This is a genomic window from Virgisporangium aliadipatigenens (assembly GCF_016863615.1).
In the GTDB taxonomy this organism is placed as follows: domain Bacteria; phylum Actinomycetota; class Actinomycetes; order Mycobacteriales; family Micromonosporaceae; genus Virgisporangium; species Virgisporangium aliadipatigenens.
In genome coordinates this window covers 12,065-32,019 of record NZ_BOPF01000021.1, presented here as the reverse complement: position 1 = coordinate 32,019, position 19,955 = coordinate 12,065, and the positions used below count along the sequence as shown (strand labels likewise).

Annotated in this window: 21 protein-coding genes; 10 read left to right on the top strand and 11 right to left on the bottom strand. The window is 71.3% G+C overall.

Translation table 11 applies throughout. The features are described from left to right. Nucleotides 1-32: 32 nt before the first annotated feature. The 3 genes from Val02_RS26685 to Val02_RS26675 are packed head-to-tail and all read left to right on the top strand — an operon-like array spanning nt 33 to nt 2,194. Entirely contained in the window at nt 33-917 is an 885-nt protein-coding gene (locus Val02_RS26685) for an ABC transporter ATP-binding protein (RefSeq protein WP_203901968.1), read from the top strand. Continuing rightward, nucleotides 914-1,984 (top strand): ABC transporter permease, encoded by a 1,071-nt coding sequence (locus tag Val02_RS26680; RefSeq protein WP_203901967.1) that lies wholly within the window; start codon nt 914-916, stop codon nt 1,982-1,984. Before Val02_RS26685 ends, Val02_RS26680 begins: the two co-directional genes overlap by 4 nt. Before the next feature lie 36 nt (nt 1,985-2,020). Continuing rightward, complete coding sequence (locus Val02_RS26675) at nt 2,021-2,194, top strand: hypothetical protein (protein WP_203901966.1); 174 nt, start codon at nt 2,021-2,023, stop codon at nt 2,192-2,194. A 15-nt stretch (nt 2,195-2,209) separates the two neighbouring features. Here Val02_RS26675 and Val02_RS26670 read toward each other — a convergent pair whose 3' ends face one another. Beyond that, nucleotides 2,210-2,482, bottom strand: coding sequence for a DUF3040 domain-containing protein (locus Val02_RS26670; RefSeq protein WP_203901965.1), 273 nt, complete (start codon nt 2,480-2,482; stop codon nt 2,210-2,212). A gap of 82 nt (nt 2,483-2,564) precedes the next feature. Further along, nucleotides 2,565-3,167, bottom strand: a complete 603-nt coding sequence (locus Val02_RS26665) for a DedA family protein (protein WP_373317956.1) — start codon at nt 3,165-3,167, stop codon at nt 2,565-2,567. Between the two features lie 81 nt (nt 3,168-3,248). Here Val02_RS26665 and Val02_RS26660 point away from each other — a divergent pair, with 81 nt between their 5' ends. Genes Val02_RS26660 through Val02_RS26655 form a run of 3 tightly spaced genes read left to right on the top strand, consistent with a single transcriptional unit; the run spans nt 3,249 to nt 6,255 of the window. Continuing rightward, on the top strand, nt 3,249-4,388 hold the full coding sequence (locus Val02_RS26660) for an ATP-binding protein (RefSeq protein WP_203901963.1): 1,140 nt from the start codon (nt 3,249-3,251) through the stop codon (nt 4,386-4,388). Beyond that, on the top strand, nt 4,385-5,647 hold the full coding sequence (locus Val02_RS47585; RefSeq protein ID WP_239153345.1) for a hypothetical protein: 1,263 nt from the start codon (nt 4,385-4,387) through the stop codon (nt 5,645-5,647). Before Val02_RS26660 ends, Val02_RS47585 begins: the two co-directional genes overlap by 4 nt. After that, nucleotides 5,542-6,255, top strand: coding sequence for a response regulator (locus tag Val02_RS26655; RefSeq protein ID WP_239153344.1), 714 nt, complete (start codon nt 5,542-5,544; stop codon nt 6,253-6,255). The genes Val02_RS47585 and Val02_RS26655 overlap by 106 nt, the downstream gene beginning before the upstream one ends. Before the next feature lie 91 nt (nt 6,256-6,346). On the opposite strand, the gene Val02_RS26650 is transcribed toward Val02_RS26655, so the two are convergent. From Val02_RS26650 to Val02_RS26640, 3 genes are all read right to left on the bottom strand, one after another. Next, the gene (locus Val02_RS26650; RefSeq protein WP_203901961.1) at nt 6,347-6,526 is read right to left on the bottom strand and encodes a hypothetical protein; all 180 of its coding nucleotides are present in this window, start codon (nt 6,524-6,526) and stop codon (nt 6,347-6,349) included. A 54-nt stretch (nt 6,527-6,580) separates the two neighbouring features. Continuing rightward, nucleotides 6,581-7,450 (bottom strand): sigma-70 family RNA polymerase sigma factor, encoded by an 870-nt coding sequence (locus tag Val02_RS26645; protein ID WP_203901960.1) that lies wholly within the window; start codon nt 7,448-7,450, stop codon nt 6,581-6,583. Nucleotides 7,451-7,657: 207 nt separating this feature from the next. Next, entirely contained in the window at nt 7,658-9,370 is a 1,713-nt protein-coding gene (locus tag Val02_RS26640) for a DEAD/DEAH box helicase (RefSeq protein WP_203901959.1), read from the bottom strand. Nucleotides 9,371-9,564: 194 nt separating this feature from the next. Here Val02_RS26640 and Val02_RS26635 point away from each other — a divergent pair, with 194 nt between their 5' ends. The 4 genes from Val02_RS26635 (at nt 9,565) to Val02_RS26620 (ending at nt 13,028) form a co-directional block, all read left to right on the top strand. Further along, on the top strand, nt 9,565-10,380 hold the full coding sequence (locus Val02_RS26635) for a DUF1775 domain-containing protein (RefSeq protein WP_203901958.1): 816 nt from the start codon (nt 9,565-9,567) through the stop codon (nt 10,378-10,380). 350 nt (nt 10,381-10,730) lie between these two features. Beyond that, on the top strand, nt 10,731-11,630 hold the full coding sequence (locus tag Val02_RS26630; RefSeq protein WP_203901957.1) for a Pecanex-like protein 1: 900 nt from the start codon (nt 10,731-10,733) through the stop codon (nt 11,628-11,630). 255 nt (nt 11,631-11,885) lie between these two features. Next, nucleotides 11,886-12,323 (top strand): cupin domain-containing protein, encoded by a 438-nt coding sequence (locus tag Val02_RS26625; protein ID WP_373317949.1) that lies wholly within the window; start codon nt 11,886-11,888, stop codon nt 12,321-12,323. 42 nt (nt 12,324-12,365) lie between these two features. Beyond that, a complete protein-coding gene (locus Val02_RS26620; protein WP_203901955.1) occupies nt 12,366-13,028 on the top strand; it encodes a TetR/AcrR family transcriptional regulator in 663 nt (220 codons plus the stop codon). Here the strand turns inward: Val02_RS26620 and Val02_RS26615 are convergent. The 6 genes from Val02_RS26615 to Val02_RS26590 all read right to left on the bottom strand — a co-directional run bounded on the left by Val02_RS26615 (nt 12,985) and on the right by Val02_RS26590 (nt 19,876). Further along, entirely contained in the window at nt 12,985-14,223 is a 1,239-nt protein-coding gene (locus Val02_RS26615) for a cytochrome P450 (RefSeq protein WP_203901954.1), read from the bottom strand. The genes Val02_RS26620 and Val02_RS26615 overlap by 44 nt on opposite strands. A 72-nt stretch (nt 14,224-14,295) precedes the next feature. Further along, complete coding sequence (locus Val02_RS26610; RefSeq protein WP_203901953.1) at nt 14,296-15,732, bottom strand: ATP-binding protein; 1,437 nt, start codon at nt 15,730-15,732, stop codon at nt 14,296-14,298. An 11-nt stretch (nt 15,733-15,743) separates the two neighbouring features. Continuing rightward, on the bottom strand, nt 15,744-17,414 hold the full coding sequence (locus Val02_RS26605; RefSeq protein ID WP_203901952.1) for an NAD(P)/FAD-dependent oxidoreductase: 1,671 nt from the start codon (nt 17,412-17,414) through the stop codon (nt 15,744-15,746). Continuing rightward, nucleotides 17,414-17,707, bottom strand: coding sequence for a UBP-type zinc finger domain-containing protein (locus tag Val02_RS26600; protein ID WP_203901951.1), 294 nt, complete (start codon nt 17,705-17,707; stop codon nt 17,414-17,416). Before Val02_RS26600 ends, Val02_RS26605 begins: the two co-directional genes overlap by 1 nt. A gap of 33 nt (nt 17,708-17,740) precedes the next feature. Then, on the bottom strand, nt 17,741-19,102 hold the full coding sequence (locus Val02_RS26595; RefSeq protein ID WP_203901950.1) for a glutamate-cysteine ligase family protein: 1,362 nt from the start codon (nt 19,100-19,102) through the stop codon (nt 17,741-17,743). A 135-nt stretch (nt 19,103-19,237) separates the two neighbouring features. After that, nucleotides 19,238-19,876: a GIY-YIG nuclease family protein gene (locus Val02_RS26590; protein WP_203901949.1), complete on the bottom strand. Its 639-nt coding sequence runs from the start codon at nt 19,874-19,876 to the stop codon at nt 19,238-19,240. Nucleotides 19,877-19,955: the final 79 nt, after the last annotated feature.

The window sequence follows — 19,955 nt, the reverse complement described above, 5'->3', positions numbered from 1 at the left end:
TCCCGACCGCCGGTGGATCTAGCGTCGAAGGCATGTTGCGGGTAGAGGCGGTGCGCCGCTCGTTCGACGGCACCCTGGTGCTCGACGACGTCAGCTTCGACGTCGCGCCGGGCCGGATCACGGGGTTCGTCGGGGCGAACGGCGCGGGCAAGACGACGTCGATGCGGATCATTCTCGGCGTGCTGGCGGCGGACGCGGGAACGGTCACCTGGAAGGACGGGCCGCTGGATTCGGCGACCCGGCGCGCGTTCGGCTACATGCCGGAGGAACGCGGGCTGTACCCGAAGATGAAGGTGCGCGACCAGCTCGTCTACCTGGGGCGGCTGCACGGATTGGACGCCGGCGCGGCCCGGCGCAACGCCGACGCGCTGCTGGAGCAGGTGGGGCTGGCCGAGAAGGCCGACGCCAAACTGGACACGCTGTCGCTGGGCAACCAGCAGCGGGCGCAGATCGCCGCCGCCCTGGTGCACGACCCGGTGGCGCTGATCCTCGACGAGCCGTTCTCCGGGTTGGACCCGCTGGCGGTCGACGTGATCGTGGCGGTGCTGCGCGAACGGGCCGCCGACGGCGTGCCGGTGCTCTTCTCCAGCCACCAGTTGGACCTGGTCGAACGGCTCTGCGACGACCTCGTCGTGATCGCCGCCGGGCAGATCCGCGCCGCGGGCAGCGGCTCCGAACTGCGCGCCAAGTACACGCTGCCGCGCATCGAGGTGCTGCTGGGAACGGACGCCGGATGGCTGCGTGACGTTCCGGGCGTGACGATCGTGGAACTCGACGGGGACCGGGCCGTCATCGAACTCGCCGACCCGGAGGCGGACCAGGTGGTGCTGCGCGAGGCGATGACGCGCGGGCCGGTGCGCGCCTTCACGCCGATCGTTCCCTCGCTGGCCGAGATCTTCCGGGAGGTCATCCGATGACGTCGTTCTGGACCACCACCAAGCTGGTCGCGGCGCGCGAGATCCAGGTCCGCCTGCGCGACAAGACGTTCCTCTACGGAACGCTCTTCTTCCTGTTCTTCACGGTCGCCATCACCGTGCTGCCGGCCATCTTCGCCGGCAGCCCGGACGAGGTGGCCGTCGCCGGTTCGAACCCGGCCGTGCAGCAGTTGCGCGACGCCGGCCTGGACGTGCGGGTGGTCGCCGACGACGCGGCCGCCGAGAAGCTGGTGCGCGACGGTGCCGTCGACGGTGCCGTCGTCACCACGAACGGCAAGCCCGAGGTGCTGGCCATGGACGACGTGCCGGGCGACATCGTCTCCGCGCTGTCGGTGCAGCCGGGGACGAGGCTGCTCGACCCGGAGGCGATCGACTCGGTCGTGCGCGTCCTCGTGACGACGGCATTCGGGATGATCTTCTTCTTCACGGCGGTCGGCTTCGGTGCGCAGATCGCGATGAGCGTCACCGAGGAGAAGCAGACCCGCATCGTGGAGATCCTCGTGGCGGCCGTGCCGGTGCGGGCGTTGCTCGCCGGCAAGGTGCTGGGCTGCGGGATTCTGGCGATGGGGCAGATCGCGGTGCTGGCGCTGGTGGCGTTCGTCGGCATGAACCTCACCGGCGACAGCGCGGTCATCACGATGCTGGCGCCGGCGCTGGGCTGGTTCGTGCCGTTCTTCATCGTCGGGTTCACGCTGTTGGCGTCGCTGTGGGCGGTGGCCGGCTCGCTGGTCAGCCGCACCGAGGACATCGGGCAGACCACGATGCCGGTGCAGATGTGCGTGCTGCTGCCGTTCTTCGGCGTCATCTTCCTGAACGACAACCAGACGGCGATGACGGTCCTGTCGTACTTCCCGTTCTCGGCGCCGATGGCGATGCCGCTGCGGCTGTTCTTCGGGGACGCGGCCGTGTGGGAGCCGGTGCTGGCGCTGGTTGTGCTGGTGGCGAGCTGTGCGGCGTGCCTGGCGGTCGGGGCGCGGCTCTACGAGGGGTCGCTGCTGCGCACCAACGGACGGACGTCGTTGCTCACTGCGTGGCGTTCCCGCGGATAGGTGAGTGGCTCGGGCGCGGTGGGTAAGAGAGCTCGCATGACGGATGATCTCGCTGCCAGCCGCGCCCGACACCTGCTCCCGGAGGAGCTCGCCGTCTCCAGCGACGACCCGGAGGCGCAGGCCGAGGCGCTGCTGGCGGAGTCCGAGCGGCGCACCGAGCGCCGCGATCCGGCGATCGAGCGGCGGACCTCCGCGGAAGCGGCAGGGTAGAACCGGCGGCCTCGATCAGGCTTTGTCGAAGCGGCGCTGGACGAAACGCACGACCGCGCTCAGGCAGACCGCGAGGAGCGCGACGACCGCCGCCGGGTGTCCTTTCGACAGGATGATTCCGGTGAACGCGGCCAGCCCGGCGATGATCAGCAGAATCGTCCCGAGCCGGTTGTACTCGCGGGGTGGCCGCGGCTTGCCGCTGCGCAGGGCGTCGACGAACCGCGGGTCGGAGGCCGTCAGCATGATCTCGAGTTGGGTGAGGACCTGACGGTCGCGTTCGCTCAGCATGGGCACCTCCAGCGGCGTGGGACCGCTTTACCCGGACCCGAAGACTTTTACGCGCGCCGGTTGCCCGCAGTTCACTCCCGCCTCAGTCGTGCCGGCGTCGCCAGGCCAGAACGCCCGCTCCCACCAGGAGAAAGCCCACCACGACCAGGCTCACCGGTCCCATGTAGTGGTCGACCTGCTTCCACCGTTCGGCCAGCGCCCAGCCGGCCCCGATGAACGCCGCGTTCCACACGGCGGTGCCGCTCAGCGTCAGCACGCTGAACCGCACCATCGGCATGCGGCGCATCCCCGCCGGCAGCGACACGATGCTGCGCACCACCGGCACGCAGCGGCCGAGCGCGATGACCCAGCTGCCGTACCTGTCGAACAGCGCCGAGCCCCGCTCGATGTCCTTCTGGCTGGCCAGGATGAACCGCTTGTGCCCGGCGAGGCAGTAGACGCGGTCGTAGCCGAGCCACGCGCCGAGCCAGTACAGGGCCAGCGCGCCGACGTAGGCGCCGACGGTGGCGCAGAGCCAGACGAGGAAGACGTTCATCGTTCCCTCGCGCGCGCGGAAGCCGCCGAGCGGGAGCACCAGTTCCGACGGGATCGGCGGGATGATGTTCTCCAGGGCCACGAGTACGCCGACACCGGCCGGACCGAGCGCGTCGATGACGCTCGATATCCAGTCAGACAACCGAATCACCATCCTTCGGGCCAGTCTTTCCCGCCGGGTAGGTGATCCAACCCCCATTGATCACTTTCACGCCGTAAGTTGCTGGGTACCGTGTCGATCCAGTCCGCCGCCCAGCCGCTGCGTACCACGCTGTCTCGGGTCGCCATCGTGTTGCGACTGTCGGCGACCGTGGTCGTGGCGATCGCCGCTGCCCTGGGAGTGGGCGGCCCGGTGCGGGCCGTTCCGCTGGCCGGCCTGCTCATCGGGTACGTCGCATGGAGTGTTCTCTATGTGTCGGCGGTGTACCGGGACGGGCTGCGGGTCCGGTACGCCCTCGCCGACCTGGTGGTGGCGGGACTGTTGGTGCTCGGGGCGGCGACGTTCGTGCCCGCGGTGGCGCAGCCGGCCGGTGCGGGCTGGTTGGCCAACGTCGCCAGCGTCGCCGTGATCTGCGCGCAGCTCGTCGGCCGCCCCGCGGCCACCGTGCCCGCGGGACTGGCCGTCGCCGCGTGCTTCGTTGCCGGCGGGCAACTTTCCCAGACCGCCGGCGGCGGGCTGATCCACGGGTTCACGCTGGTGCTGCAGACCGTCATCACCGCGGCGCTGGTGGGGGTGCTGCGGCGCACCGACTCCGGCGCGACCGTGGCCCTGGAGGACTACCACGCCACCGCCCGGGCCGGCGCCGTCGAGCTGGTGCGCCGCGAGGCCGAACGCGCCGAGCTGCGGCTGCTGCACAACGGGCCGCTGACGACGTTGACGATGGCGGCCGTGGGCGGTCTCGCGCCGGACACCGTCGAAGCGCTACGCACACGCGCCGCCGCCGACCTGGCCACGCTGCGCGCCGGACCCGAGCCGGACACCCCCGCCCGGCCGGTGCGCATCGACGAGAGCCTCGCCGCCACGGTCGAACGCTTCCAGCCGCCGCTCATCGTGCGGCTGATGCGCGCCCCGCACACCGTGCCGTCGGCCGTCGCGGACGCGTTCGCCGCCGCCACGGCCGAGGCACTGGAGAACGTCGTGCGCCACAGCGGCACCGCCGACGCGACCGTCCACATCGGACGGATCGGCACCGACGGCGTGCAGGTGCGGATCACCGACAACGGGCGGGGCTTCGACCCGGCGCGCGTGCCGCCGCAGAAGTTCGGGCTGCGCGAGGCGATCCGGGGGCAGCTGGCGCAGGTCGGCGGGCTGGCCGGCATCCGTTCCAAGCCGGGCGGCGGCACCACGGTGGAGCTGCTGTGGAAGCCGTGAGCCGCAGGCGAACGCGCGGGCGGCGCAGACGCGAACGGATCGACACCGTGCCGATCCTGCGTTCCTCGGCGGCGGATCGGGCGAAGAAGATCTACGACAAGGGGGCCGTGCGGGGCGCCCTGGCCATCGCGGGCACCTGGCACTTCGGCAACGACCTGCCGGCCGCGCTGCTCACCTGGCAGAAGGTGCACCCGGCCGGGCTCGGGCTCGCCGTCTGGTGCGCGTACACGGTCGTCGGCGTCGTCGCCGCGGTGGCGCTGCTGCGCGGGCGGCGGCTGGAGCCGTTCGCCGTGTGGATCTGCACCGCCGTGCTGCTCGCCGGGACGGCCGCGCTGCACCTGAGCGCCGGTTCCGGCGGCATCTTCGAGTGGCCGAACTGGGCCTGGGGCGCCGTCGGCTGGCTGGGCCTGCTGGTGCTGTGGCGGCACGACGTCGAGGCGACGGTGGCGTTCCTGTCGGCGAACGCGATCATCACGACCGCCGCTCTTCTCTCCTCCACCGGCCCCGACCGCTACCAGCTGGCGATGCTGCTCGGCGTCGTGTACGGGACGGCCTCGCTGCAACTCGGCGCACTCCTCGGGGCGCGCATGATCACGGAGACCGCGCGCCGTGCGGCCGCCGCGCGCGAGGCCGGCGACCGCGTGCTGGCCCGAGGGATAGCCGCCGAGGAGACCCGGCTCGAACGCCGCCGCCGCTACGCGACCGCCCGCGCCGCCGCGGAGGATCTGTTAGCCGGCCTCGCGGGGGGCGCGCTCGACCCGGACGACCCGATGGTGCGGGCCCGCTGCGCGATCGCCGCCGCCCGGCTGCGCCGGTTGGTGACGGAGACGGACGACGTTCCCGATCCGCTGCTGCACGACCTGAGAGCCGCCGCCGACGTGGCCGAACGGCGCGGCGCGGCGGTCACCCTGGACCAGGTCGGCGCCGTCGGGGACCTGCCCACCGAGGTGCGGCAGGCGCTGGTCGAGGCGCCGACCGAGGTGCTCGCCGCGGCCCACGGCACCGCCCGTGTCACGGTGGTGTCCACGGGGGACGACATCTCGGTGTCGGTGCTCGCCGACGGGGACACCCCCGGGGTCGTCGGCCCGCCGCCGGGCGCCGACGTCAGCCTGTCCGTCGAACGGGAGGATGGTCAACTGTGGGTGCAGACCCGGTGGCGCCGCTCCGCGCAGCCGTCGTCGACGACCACGAAGTCGTCATCGACGGTGTCCGTGCCTGGGCAGCGGCAGACCCGCTCCACCGCGTCGACATCGTCCTGACCGGCACCACGCCGGCGACGCTCGACGCTCTCGTGGGACCGGACGCGACGCCGGTCGACGTGATCCTGCTCGACCTGGAGCTCAACCGTGAGCTGATGCTGGAACGCATCGGCCCGCTCGCCGACGCCGGCCACCGCGTGGTGGTCTTCTCCGCACACGGCGGGCCGGCCATGGTGAAGGCGGCGCTCGACGCGGGCGCCTGCGCCTACCTGACCAAGGACGAGGCGCGCGAGCACTGCCTGGCGACGCTGCTCGCGGTGGGGACCGACCGCCCGTACGTGACCCGGTCGCTGGCCGGTGGGATGCTCGCCGACCCCCAGCTTTCCGGGAGGGAACGCGAGGCGCTGCTGCTGTGGTTCCAGGGGATGGACATGGCGGCGGTGGCCCGACGCATGGAGAAGGCCGACGGCAGCGGCACCGCCATCACCAAGGACACCGTGAAGCAGTACCTCGACCGCGCGAGAGTCAAGTACGCCCGCGTCGGCCGCAGCGTCCCGTCGAGATTCGCCCTCCTCGCACGCGCCATCGAGGACGGGCTGATCCGCCCGGAGGACGTCGGGGACTACCGCTCAGCGGCAGCCAACCAGCGGGCCACACGCGCCAGCTGACTGCACGCGGACGTGGAGCGTAGCGACCCGGCGGGAGCAGCGGTCGCGCCCCCGACGGACCGACGCAATAACGCTCTTCGAAGGAGCGCGATCAGCCGCCGGCGTGGAGATCACGCCAGGTGGCGGGGTCCCCGACGGGCTCCGGAAGATCGCGGCGGGCATCGGTCTCGACGGACTGGACCTGCTCCTCCGGGCGCACCCGATCCGGCAGCTCACCGAAGCGCGCGTGCCGCAGAAACGCCAGCTCCTGGTCGGTGAAGGACTCGTCCATGAGAAAAGGATGCACCGCGGGAGGCAGAAAAACAGGCCTCCCGCGGTGCAAATGTCAGGCGGCTACCGGCGTGGCGAAGTAATCCGTCTTCGCGAGCCGGCTCTGCAGGTCACCGCGGGCCGCGATCCGGCCGTAGTAGTCCTGCCGGCGCCGCGCCACGCAGCCCGTCGCACGGGCCGGTGACTCGACCAACTCCGGCTCCAGGTGGGCGTTGAGCCCGTCCCGGAGCAGGACCAGTGCCTCGGCCCGCAGCTGGGAGACCCGGCTCTCGGTGACTCCCAACTCGGCGGCGATCTCCGCCATCGGGCGTTCCTGGAAGAAGTACGCCGTCACCACGTGGCGGAGCCGGTCCGGCAGCGCCTCGATCGCGTGGTGCAGGTACCCGATGCGCTCCCGGTAGACCAGCAGGTCCTCGGGACCCGGGGTCCGTTCGCGCACCAGGTCGTCGGCGGTGCCGGCGGCGAAGCCCTGCAGGCTGAGCACCACGGCCCGCTGCACGTCCTCGTCCACCGACTTGATCTCGTCGACGGCAACTCCCAGGGCCTCCGCCAGTTCCCCCTGGGTCGGGGTGCGGCCCAGCGTGGCGGTCAGCTGCTGCTGGGCGGCCTCGATCCGGCGGGCGCGGCTGCGGACGGAACGGCTGGCCCAGTCCAGGCCACGCAGCTCGTCCAGCAGGGCGCCACGGATGCGCAGCGTCGCGAAGCCGCCGAACGGGGTGCCCCGTTTCGGGTCGAAGCTCCGCGCCGCGGCGGCCAGGGCGGCCATACCGGCGGACACGAGGTCCTCGCGGTTGACGTGCGAGGGCAGCCGGTTCAGCACCTCACGGACCAGGTGCCCAACCAGCGGAAGGTGGGTGCGGACGAGTTCGTCCTGCTCCCGGGCCGAGGGGGCGGTCATGGTGTCCGTGGCGGCGTGAGCGGTCATCGTTCCCCCTTCGTTCGGTTCGCCGTGGTGGCGGACCGGCTGACAGGGTGAACTCTTGCCCACGGAGAGTGCAGATTGCGGTCACGTTCGGTTGCTGATCGGTTGCTTCTCGACAGAAGCCCTCAGGACGGCGTGGCGAAGCACGACCAGAGAGAAAGCATGTGTTAGGAGTCGCCCGGATCGCCGTTCGCCTGGTTTGGGCGCCTTTCAGCGAGCTTCGCGCCGCTCGCGCCGAACCGTCGCCTTCCGGCCCTTGATCGTCGCCCCCCGGAGCGCGGTGATCACCTCGTCGGCCGCCGCCTGCGGGATCTCCACCAGCGAGAACCGGTCGGCGATCTCGATCGCGCCGATGTCCCGGCCGTTCAGCCCGGACTCGCCGGCGATCGCGCCCACCAGATCCTGCGGACGGATGCCGGCACTGCGCCCCACGCCCACGAAGATGCGGGTCATCCGGCCGGCCGGCGGACGGTTGCCGCGGCGCTCCGGGCGCTCGCCGTCCCGCCGCGACGGCCCCGCGGCGCGCAGCGCCACCTCCGGGATCTCCTGCTCCTCGTCGGCCGCCGCGCCGCTGGACTCGTAGGCCAGCTTCACCGCCGCCAACGCGATCTCCATGACGTCGAACTCGTCCGCGAGCGACTCGACCACGACCCGGTAGCGCTCCAGGTCGTCCTCCATCAGGCTCTCCTGCAGCGCCGCCCGCGTCATCTCCAGCCGGCGGGCCCGCAGGTCGGCGACGGTCGGCACCTTCTCGACCGTGATCCGCTGCTTCGTCATCCGCTCGATGGTCTTGAGCATCCGGTGCTCACGCGGCTCGGCCAGGGTGATCGCCACGCCCTCGCGGCCGGCCCGGCCGACCCGGCCGATGCGGTGCACGTAGGACTCCGGCGCCGACGGCACGTCGTAGTTGACCACGTGCGTGAGCTGCTCGATGTCGAGCCCGCGCGCCGCCACGTCGGTCGCCACCAGCAGGTCGGCCGCGCCGGCGCGCAGCCGCCCCATCACCCGGTCGCGCTGCTGCTGGTCCATACCGCCGTGCAGCGCCTCGGCGCGGTAGCCGCGGCCGTTCAGCGTCTGGGTGAGCTGGTCGACCTCCTCGCGGGTCCGGCAGAAGACGATCGCCGCGGTCGGGCTCTCGACGTCCAGCACGCGTCCGAGCGCCTGCGGCTTGTACGACCGGGGAACGACATAGGCCATCTGTCGCACCAGGGGAGGCGCACCGGCCTCGGCCGACCGGCGTCCCATCTGGATGCGCACCGGGTCGGTGAGGTGCCGCTTGGCGATGCCCTCGATCCGGGACGGCATGGTGGCGGAGAAGAGCACCGTCTGCCGGTCGGCCGGGGCCTGCTCCAGGATCGCCTCGATGTCCTCGGCGAAGCCCATGTCGAGCATCTCGTCGGCCTCGTCCAGCACCACCATCTTCAGCGAACCGAGCCGCAGCGTCTCCCGGCCGATGTGGTCGAGCGCGCGCCCCGGCGTCGCCACCACCACGTCGACGCCCTGGTCGAGCGCGCGCAACTGACGTCCGATCGGCTGGCCGCCGTAGATCGGCAGCACGCGGGCGCCGAGGTCGCGGCCGTAGCGGTGCAGCGCCTCCGACACCTGCACGGCCAGCTCACGCGTCGGCACCAGCACCAGCGCGCCGGGGTCGCCGGGGCGGTTCGCGTCGTCGGCGAGGCGTTCCAGGATCGGCAGGGAGAACGCGGCCGTCTTGCCCGTGCCCGTCGCCGCCTGACCCAGGAGGTCGTGCCCGGCGAGCAACGGCGGGATGGCGCCGCTCTGGATCGGGGTGGGCTCCTCGTAGCCGAGGTCGACGAGGGCCTTGAGCAGTTCCGGCCGTAGCCGCAGGTCGGCGAAGGTCGTGCCCTCGGTGGTGTCGGCGTCCTGCTGCGGGGCGCCTGGCTCGGTGGTGCCTGGCTGCATCTCTACGACTCCTCGGACCGGGGTGGACGGCCGGCGGGTTCGCCACCGACGACGTTAAGATTTCCATCCCCGTCGGAAGCGGGATGCGGCGCCCCTCACGGAGCGCGAGTAGATCACAGTCCCAGGGGGCTCAACGATCACACACCGCATCCGAACCGTGGCGTACGGACAATCTCGCAAGAAATTTTCAGGCGGTGGAACCGGACGCCCCTCGGATGCGAGTTATCTGTATGAGGTTTGCGCGAAACGGGGTCAGGACGATCGGTCTGGTCGGTCTGGGCCTGCTGTGCCTGGGCCTCGCGGCGACACCCGCGACGGCCGCACCGCTGCCGACCCAGGTGACGGTGGGCGGCGACACCCCGGTGCAGGGGGACGCGGCCAAGCTCACCTTCACGATCACCAACGAGCACCCGACGTCGCCGATCAATTCGGTTCAGATCCTCATCCCCGAGGCCAATCCGATCGCCGAGGTCTTCCCGCTGTCGGTCGACGGATGGGCGCCCGCCATCGCGATGCGCCCCATCGACCAGCCCATTCCGGGTCTGCACGGTCCGCTGCCCATCAAAGAGGTGGTCACTACGGTGACGTGGAGCGCCTTCGAGGGCGCCGCACTCGCTCCGGGCGGCACCCTGAAGCTGACGCTCTCCATGGGGCCGATCCCGCTCGTGTCGACGATGACGTTCGCCGTCGTCGAGACGCACGCCGACGGTTCGACCGTGCGGTGGGCCGACGGTGGCGACAAGCCCGCGCTGAGCCTCGCCGTCAACCCGGCGATCGCCCAACCGGAAGCGGCGACCGATGCCGCACCCGCGCCCGCGAAAGAAAGCGACAGCGGTCGGTGGTGGTTGTATGGCGCATTGGTGTTCATCGCAGCAGTAACCGCATTTGGCGTGCTCCGCCAGAAGCGTGCAAAGCCCGCTGTCGAGCCCGCGCGCGTGACCATCGCGAAGCCCGCGCCGACGAGGGGGCGGGAGCTGGTCAAGGCCGGCTCCGGCGAATCGGAGAACTGAATACCGCACGCATTAACACCTGCACGCTGAGCAGGTAGAACGGCAGTTCACACGCCCCGGCGGCGCTCCGTTGCCGGGGCTTCGCCCTGCCCGCGAGCCAATATATAAGTCCACTTTAGGTGCGTCGCCAGGCTTGCTTATCAATTACTCGTCGGCTTGACTCCCCAATTGGGCGAACCTAGTTTCGAATACGTTGGCATCAAGGTTTTAAACCGCCGGCCCGGATGGCCCACAGGACGGTCCGGCAACCGAAATGAAAAAGAAGGGTCCCCGCCATGCTGGAGAGGCCGGCACCACGCCGCAGCTCGCCCGATGAAAGCACGCCGCAACGGCGTCGCCCGAGCACCCGCATGATGGCAGTGCTCGCAGCAGTCATCACGTTCGCCGCAGTCGTCACGGTCACGCAGGTGTCGAACGCGAGTTCCCGCAGGTGGGGCAACCAGAACCGGGGCAACCAGAGCACCTGTAAGCCGAGCAACCCGCCGGCGCCCAGCACCTCCGGCAGGGCCAGCGCATCGACCGCCGCCGACGGCTCGCAGGACGGCGGCGTACAGAACGGCCGTCGCGTCCGCAACTACGCCGACGACGGGCGTGCCGGCGGCACCCGTTGGACCGACAACCGCGGCCGCCCCTGCACCCCGTCCCCGGGTACCGGCGCGAGCACGGGTGCGAGCGCCGGCGCCAGCTCCTCGGCCGCGCCGCCGCTGCAAATCCTCGGCGACCAGTGTGAGGGCGTCAGCAAGCTCCCGATTCACGACGGCTTCCAGGCCGGCAACAAGTGCGTCGCCACCGAGATGGGCGAGGTCGGCCCCCGGGACACCAACCCGTCGCTGCTGATCACCGACTCGCCGCGCACGGTGAACGTCGGCCAGTCGTTCCAGATCAAGGTCAGCACCCGCAACCTCGTGCGTGACCGGTTCCTCGGTGCCGCCGCCGGTGGCTACTACAAGGAGAGCGGCTTCCTCAACGCGCAGGGCCTGACCCGCGGCCACTTCCACACCGCCTGCCGGATGCTCGCGAACACCAACGCCGCCCCTGAGGCGGGCGCGGACCCGGCGTTCTTCGTGGCGACCGAGGACGGCGGCGGCGGCCGGGAGCCCGACGTCATCACCATCACGGTCACCGGTATGCCGTCGCGCGGTATCGCGCAGTGCTCCGCCTGGGCCGGTGACGGCTCGCACCGCATCCCGCTGATGGAGCTGGCCCGGCAGACGCCCGCCTTCGACTCCGTCCGGATCATCGTCCAGTAACTCTGGGGTTCAGTACACAAGGGGTGACAGTCACAGCGTCAAGAAGGGAGTTTGGGGCAAGAGGGGGTAAGGAACAGCGAACCGCCCGCCACGGGGTCACGTGGCGGGCGGTTCGACGTATGGGAGGCGTGCATGAGAACCGGACAGAAATCCAGAAACAGAGAGACCGGCGTCCACGGGGGAAGACGCCGGTCTCTAACGGACACCCTAGGACGGACCCACCCCTTTCGCCAACCCTCGCCGCCACCCGATATCGTGACGCCGGTGACGCGACCACCCCTTGCAGAACGGCTCGATCTGGCCCCTCACCCCGAGGGCGGCTGGTTCCGGGAGACCTGGCGCTCCGCCGTGGAGTTCGAGCCCGAGGGCTACGACGGCCCCCGGCGCGCGGCCACCGCCATCTACTTCCTCCTGAATCCCGGCGAGGAGTCCCGCTGGCACACGGTGCGCTCCGACGAACTGTGGTTCTGGCACGAGGGCGGGCCGCTTGAGCTGCGCCTCGGCGGCGACGGGGAGACCCCGGGCGACGCGGAGGTCGTGGTGCTCGGCAACGACGTCGGCGACGGCCAGCAGCCGCAGGTGCGCATCCCCGGCGGCGTGTGGCAGTCGGCCGTTCCGGCCGGGGGCGAGCCGGTGCTGGTGAGCTGCGTGGTGGCGCCCGGGTTCGAGTACCAGGACTTCAAGCTGTTGTGAGCGGCCCTGCCGCTGGCCGCCCGGGCAGCGGTACCGTGCGGTATGCCTGAGGCGAAAGCGGGCGCTCCCCGGCGCCGGACCCAGGGTGAGCGCCGGGCAGCGACCAAGCATCTGGTGCTCGAAGCCACGATCGACTGCCTGGTGGAGGACGGCTACTTCCGGCTGTCGACCGGCCGCGTGGCCGACCGGGCGGGTGTCTCGCGGGGTGCGCAACTGCACCAGTACCCGACCCGGCAGGCGTTGGTCGTCGCGGCGATCGAGCACCTCGCGGCGCTGCGGGCGGCGGAGCTGCGGGCCGCCGCGGCGCAGTTCCCGTCCGGGGTCGACCGCACGGCCGCCGTGCTGGACCTGCTGCTGTCGCAGTTCTCCGGGCGGTTGTTCCAGGCCGGCGTCGAACTGCTCGCGGCGGCGCGCACCGACACCGCGCTGCGGGAGGCGCTGATCCCGTTCGAGCGCGACCTGCGCCGCCTCAACCGCAGCCTGCTCAACGAGCTGTTCGGCTCGGAGCTGGCGGAGCACCCCGACTACCGCGAAGTGATCGGCCTCGTGCTCAACGCCGTCCACGGCGCCGCGCTGCTGCGGACCGTGCAGCCGGACGCGGCGTTCGACCGGCAGCGCGCAGTCCTGGAACGGATGATCCGCGCGCTGCTGGTCGAGCCGCTCAGCGCAGCCGCAGCGGCAGGCGGTTCAGGCCCCAGATCGTGAGGTAGGGCGTCCGCTGTGGCGTCCCGGCCAGTTCGATCGAGGGGAACCGGCGCAGCAGCTCGGTGAAGACCATGCGCGCCTCCACCCGGGCCAGCCCGGCACCGAGGCAGAAGTGGATGCCGTTGCCGAAGCTCAGCGGCGTCGCCTCGGCGCGGTCGAGGATCAACCGGTGCGGCTGACTGAACACGCGCGGGTCGTGGTTGGCCGCCCCGAGCATGACGAGCAGGAACCGGTTCTCCGGGACGACCGTGCCGTCCGGGAGCGTGAAGTCCGCCCGGCTGACCCGCCCGCTGGCCTGTACCGGCGAGTCGTAGCGCAGCAGTTCCTCGACGGCGGACGGCATCATCGACGGGTCGGCGCGCAGCCTGGCGAGCTGGTCCGGATGTTCCAGCAGGGCCAGCATGCCGTTGCCGATGAGGTTGGTGGTCGTCTCGAAGCCGGCGGTGAAGAGCTGCACCAGCATCGCCACGAGTTCGTCCTCGCTGAGCCGGTCGTCGTCGTCCCGCGCCGCGATCAGGGCCGACGTGAGGTCCTCGCGCGGGTGGGTGCGGCGTTCGCGGATGAGTTCCGCGAAGTAGGCCTCCAGGGTGTCCGCCGCCAGGTCGGCGTCGGTCATGTCGCCGTTGGCGATGTCCGGGTCGAAGACGGCGTTGAGGTCGCGCACCATCTGCTGGAACCCGGGCTGCTCGGCGGCCGGTACACCGAGCAGCCGCCCGATGACCGCGACCGGCAGGCGGAACGCGAGGCCGGACATGAGGTCGACGGTCTCGCCGTCGGCGGCGCGCGCGGCGAGGTCGTCCAGGAGGGCGTCGAGGAGCTCGCGGATCGTCGGCTCCAGACCCGCCACCGCCCGCATGGTGAACGCCTTGCTGACCAGGCGCCTCAGGCGGGAGTGGTCGGGCGGGTCGGCCATCAGCATCGTGCGGTTGACCAGGCGGCGCGACGAGTGCTGGTCGGCGTCCTTGAAGATCGGCCTGCCGTCGGGACGGTTGCGGCCGGCGGCGGTGTTGCGCAGCACGGCGTCGGCGGCGCGGTAGCCGGTCACGAGCCGGCCCATCAGGCGGGTGCGGTGCAACTCCCCGAGGGTGTGCAACTCCGCGTAGAGATCGCCGATCCGGGCCCGGCCGGCGGGGGTCATCATCTCGGACAGGATCTGATCCACCGTGCGCGCGGTGGGATCGGTGCCGGTCAACATGACCGAACGGTCCCACGCGACACAACTTACGAGCAAGACTGCTTGTAAGTTTCTACGGATCCCGACAGTGGCCTAGACAGCGGCCTCGGCGGGACGTTCGGTCAGCGGCAGGCACACGATGAACCGCGTGTTGCCCGGCTCGGACTCCACCGTCAGGCTCCCGCCGTGGCGCCCCACCACGATGCGGTACGCCACGTCCAGCCCGAGCCCGGTGCCCTGGCCGACCGGCTTCGTCGTGAAGAACGGCTCGAAGATGCGCTGACGCAGCTCCGGCGGGATCCCCGGGCCGGTGTCGCCGATCTCCACCCGCGCGTTGCCGTTCTCCTCGTAGGTGCGCACGGTGAGCGTGCCGCTGCCGTTCATCGCCTGAACGGCGTTGTCGATCAGGTTGGTCCACACCTGGTTGAGCTCGCCCGCGTACACCGGCACCGGCGGAAGCGTTCGGTCGAAGTCCTTCACCACCTCGATGCCCTGCAGCTTGCCGCTCAGCATGATCATGGTGCTCTTCAGCCCCAGGTGGATGTCGGCCCGCTCGAACGGCGCGCGATCCATGTGCGAGTACTGCTTGGCGGCCGACACCAGGGTCGACATGCGGGTCACCGAGTCCGTGATCTCGTTGATCAGCAGCTCGGTCTCCAGGCAGTACGACACCCAGCGGACCGCCAGTTCGAGCAGGTCCTCGGGGGCCCGATCGGCGATCTTGTCGAGGAACTCGGTCGTGGTGCCGGCGTTGACGAAGATCGGCGCCAGATCCCAGCCGTCCTCGACGCCGTGTTCCTCCAGCCAGTCCCCGATCTCGTCCTCGCGTTCGGACTCCTGAACGGCCGACAGGGTGGGCGCGTCGGCGACCCCACCGATCGCCTCCTCCTGCAGTTCGACGAGCATCTCCAGGAGGACCGGCTCGATCTCCTTGTGCGCCATCATGGAGAGCTTCGAACGCATCCCGGCCACCCGGCCGCGCAGCTCCGACGTGGCGCGCACGGCGGCGGCCGCCGGGTTGTTGAGCTCGTGGGTCAGGCCCGCCGACAGGGCGCCGAGCGCCAGCAGGTGCTGACGCTGGCCGATGATCTCCTGTCCCCGGCGCATGCCCATCATCAGGCCGTCGAGCAGGTGGATCGCCATGGGGAACCAGGTGCGCATCGCCCACGCGAAGTCGTCGTCGGTGAGCGCGAAGACCCGCACCGGGCTGACCGTGCGCACCGTCGCCGTGTAGGTCTGCCGGTCCGAGGAGTCGAGGTACGACTGGGTCGCGCCGGCGTACACGCCGACCTGGTCGGTGCGGATGGTCTCCACGTCGTCCTGCCCGACCCGGCGGCTCATCGCCATCGTGCCGCTCAGCAGGACGACGAAGACCTCGACCGGCTCACCCTCGCGCAGCAGGAACTCGCCCGCCTCCGCCTCGGCCACCCAGCCGTGCTCCGACAGCCACGCCAGCTGCTCCTCCGACAGCTTCTCGAAGAGGAACAGCTTGCGCAGGTCGTCGGGCTCCAGCGTCCCGACCCTGTCCATGACTCCCATGGTTATGACGCCCCCAGATACCGGTGCACCAGGGTCACGGCCATCGCGCCCTCACCCACGGCGGAGGCGACCCGCTTGACCGACTCGGCGCGGACGTCGCCCGCGACGAAGACACCCGGCACGCTCGCCTCCAGCGGCCACGGGTCCCGGTCGGCCGGCCAGCCCCTCGGCCGCTGCCGGTCGACCAGCAGGTCCGGCCCGGTCAGCAGAAACCCGCGCGGGTCGCGCTGGAGGATGCCGTCGAGCCACTCGGTGCGCGGCTGCGCCCCGATGAAGATGAACAGGTGCGAGCAGTCCACCGACTGCGTTTCGCCGGAGGCGGTGTGCCGCAGCGTCAGCCCTTCGAGGTGGCCGTCGCCGTGCGCCTGTTCGACGACGGTGCAGGTGCGCACCGAGATGTTCTCGATGCCGCTGATCTGCTCGATCAGGTAGTGCGACATGCTCGCCTCCAGCGACGGGCCGCGCACCACGAGCGTCACCGACTTCGCCGTCCGCGCGAAGAAGACCGCCGCCTGGCCCGCCGAGTTGGCGCCGCCGACGATGTACACGTCGCGGCTGGTGCACTCGGCCGCCTGCGTCGCCGCCGAGCCGTAGTAGACGCCGCGGCCGTTGAGGTCATCGGTGCCCGGTGCGTCGAGGTCCCGGTAGGAGACCCCGGTGGCGATGATCACGGAGTGCGCCGCCACGTGCGACCCGTCGCCGAAGGTCACCACCCGGGAGGAGCCGCGCACCTCCAGCCCGGTGACGTCGCGGGCGGTCAGGATCTCCGCCCCGAAGCGGGTCGCCTGCCGCCGCGCGCGGTCGGTCAACTGGGCACCGGAGACCCCGTCGGGGAAGCCCAGATAGTTTTCGATCCGGGAGCTCTGGCCGGCCTGGCCGCCGGTCGCACGGCGTTCGACCAGAAGGGTCCGCAGGCCCTCGGACGCCCCGTAGACCGCGGCCCCGAGCCCGGCGGGCCCGCCGCCGACCACGACCAGGTCGTAGAAGTCCGTCGCCGGCACGGTCGACATCCCGACCGCGTCGGCGAGTGCCTTGGTCGAGGGGGCGATCATCGCGGAACCGTCCGGAGTGATCACGACCGGCAGCGTGTCGGCCGCGACCTGGGCCGCCTGGAGCAGCCGCGCCGCCTCCGGCTCGTCGACGGCGTACCAGCGGTACGGAACGGCGTTACGGGCCAGGAAGTCGCGCGTCTCGAACGACGGCGCCGACCATCGGTGCCCGATCACCTTCGTCTCGATCACCTCGACGTCCGGCTCGTCGGCGTAGGCCTGGAGCATCGCGTCGATGACCGGATAGAGCTTCTCCTCCGGTGGCTCCCACGGCTTGAGGAGATAGTGGTCGACGTCCACCACGTTGATCGCCGCGATGGCCGCGTCGGTGTCGGCGTACGCCGTGAGCAGCGCCCGGCGCGCCTTCGGGAAGAGGTCCATCGCCGCTTCGAGGAACTCGATCCCGCTCATGCCCGGCATCCGGTAGTCCGCCAGCAGCACGGACACCCGGCCGCCGCGCAGCTTCACCTCGCGCAACGCCTCCAGGGCGTCGGCACCGGAGGTCGCGCGCACGATCCGGTTGGCCTTGCCGTAGCGGCGGCGCAGGTCGCGCGCCACCGCCCGGGAGACCGCCGGGTCGTCGTCGACGGTCAGCAGGATGGGCTTGGCGTCCGCTTCGTCCATCAGCTGTGCGCGAAACTCTGCTGGTCGGGAACGGTGAACACGACCTCGTCGGTGTAGCACCACCACCACTGCTCACCCGGCTCGAACGACGACACCAGCGGGTGCCCGTCCGAGTGGCTGTGCGCGGTGGCGTGCTTGCCCGGCGAGGAGTCGCAACAGCCGATGTGTCCGCAGGTGCGGCACATGCGCAGGTGTACCCACCTGCCGCCGGCCTTCAGGCATTCCTCGCACCCGTCGCCCGAGGGGACGGCGGCCGGGTCGGCTACGTCGAGATGGGAACAGCTTTTGCTCACGTCCCCAACTCTGCCAGGACACAGGTTGATCGGCTAGGCGCCGGGTGTGTCCGGCACGCGGTAGGCGGCCACGTACCGCTCCGGCCGCCCCTCGAACTCCGTCGACCAGCGCGCGAGCGTCCGTTCGGCGAACGTGACGCCGCTCTCGACCACCTCGTCCAGCGGCTCCAGCAGGCCCAACACCCGCTCCGGCTCGACGCCCCGCGCGACCCGGGCGGCGAGGCCGGCGTGTGCCAGTTCGAGGAGGCGGGCCGCGTACGAACGCACCGCCAGCGGCTCCGTCACGCGCAGCCCGTCGAGCGCGACGGCGTCGGTGAGCTGCTCCAACTCGTCGGCCCGCACACCGGCGAGCAGGTCCAGCGCCTCCCGGCGGATCCCCGGGTCGTACGTGAGCCCCACCCAGAACGCCGGCACCGCGCCGAAGTGCGGCCACATCAGCCCGTCCGGCGCGCGCAGTTCGAGGGTGCGCCGGACCCGCACGTGCGGCCAGACCTGGCTCAGGTGCAGTTCCCAGTCGTCGAACGTGGGCCGGGTCCCGTCGTCGAACCCGTGCTCGACCAGCGACGCGAACGGCCGGGCCGGCGCGGCCACGTGCGCGTCGCCCTCCCGCCGGTAGATCATCGGCAGCGCCATGGCCCACTCGACCAGCCCGTTGAGCGCGGGGGAGTCGTCGGCGGCGAAGCCCAGCACCCCGCACCGCCGCGGGTCGAACTTGCGCCACAGCTGCATCCGCCGCGACAGCGCACCCGTCGCCCGGCCGCCTTCGAGCGGCGAGTTCACGAAGAGCGCGGCGGCGATCGGCCCGGCCGCCACGTGCAGCCGCATCTTCTCCTCGAGGTCGGTCTCGGAGACGTAGTCCAGCGACGTCTGGGTGGAGAGCGTGAGCGCCATCACCCCGGCCGCCCCGGAGCCGTCGTCGCCGAGGCCGGCGAAGTAGTCCCGCATGACCCCGACCCGCTGCTTGGGCAGCCACGGCACGTCGGTCGGCGGCGTGAACGGCAGCATGCCCCCGGAGAGCAGCGCGATCCCGCACTCCGCGCCGACCCGGGCCGCGGCCGTCATGTCCCGAAGGGTGTCGTCGACCGCGCCGGCGACCGAGGACCGCGGCGCCGAGGAGTACTCCAGGCCGCAGCCGGTTTCGAGGGAAAATTCGGCGCCGTCGGCGAGACGCACGCCGACCAGCAGATGCCGTTCGTGGACCGGCTTGCTCCGGGGGAACGCCACGAGCAGGGCGCGCAGGAACTCCTCCGCGGTCGGGTACGGCACCGAGCGCCCGGTCAGCGGGTCGACCAGTCCGTACTCCGACTCGATGCCCACCAGTTCGGCCTGCCCGGGGGAGGCGGCGAAGTAGCGGCGAAGGTCGGCGCCGGAACGGATGGCGGTCGTGCTGCGCACCTGGGGCTCCTCTCGCCCGGCACACTCGGCCGGTGTCGGGCAGAGGGAAGTGTGGCACGACTATGAGACATCAACGAGTAGCTGAGCGTCACATAGGAACGTCCGGCCGAGCAGTAAGGACCGGAGGGCGGAACCCTAGCGTCGCCTCTTGAGCGCCCGCTTGATGCGCTTCCACCAGCGCACGACGACGGCGGTGGCGACGACGGCCCCCACGCCGGCGGTCGAGGTGACCGGCAGATCCGGCGTGAAGCCCTTTGCTGCCAACAGATCCGCGGCGTACCAGGCGCCGGCCCCGAAGACGCCGGCCAGCACCAGCCACAGCACCGACACCCGGAACGTCAGCGTCCGCGCCATGCGCGTGTACCAGGGCAGCCGCCGGTACGGCGTGCGACGCGACGGCACCCGACCCATCGGCCGCCGGCCGGACCACCCGCCGCGCTGCTGCTGCGGCGGTGCCCCGCGCTGGACCGGCGGCGCCCACACGCGATCCGGGTTGGACTCGTTGTGGCGGACGTTGTAGCGCGGGCGTTCGGAACGGATCGTGTGCCGCTCGACGACCAGCACCTCTTCCTCGGTGGTCCAGACGCCGGGGTCCACCTCCCAGCGCGCCATCTCCGGCGCCCACGGCTTGTCGCACACGTGCTCCATCAGCCGGCGGAACGGCCGACGCCCCGTGATGCCCACGTAGAGCAGCGCGCCGTGCTCGTCGTAGAAGCGGTACATCCGGAACTGGCGCTCCAGCGAGACGCGGCCCATCGACTGCGACTGCACCACGCGGACCCTCCACTTCGGACTCGATCTTCATCACTGTACTCACGCTGTGCCACGGCCCGATGCGGCTAATCCGGTGGCG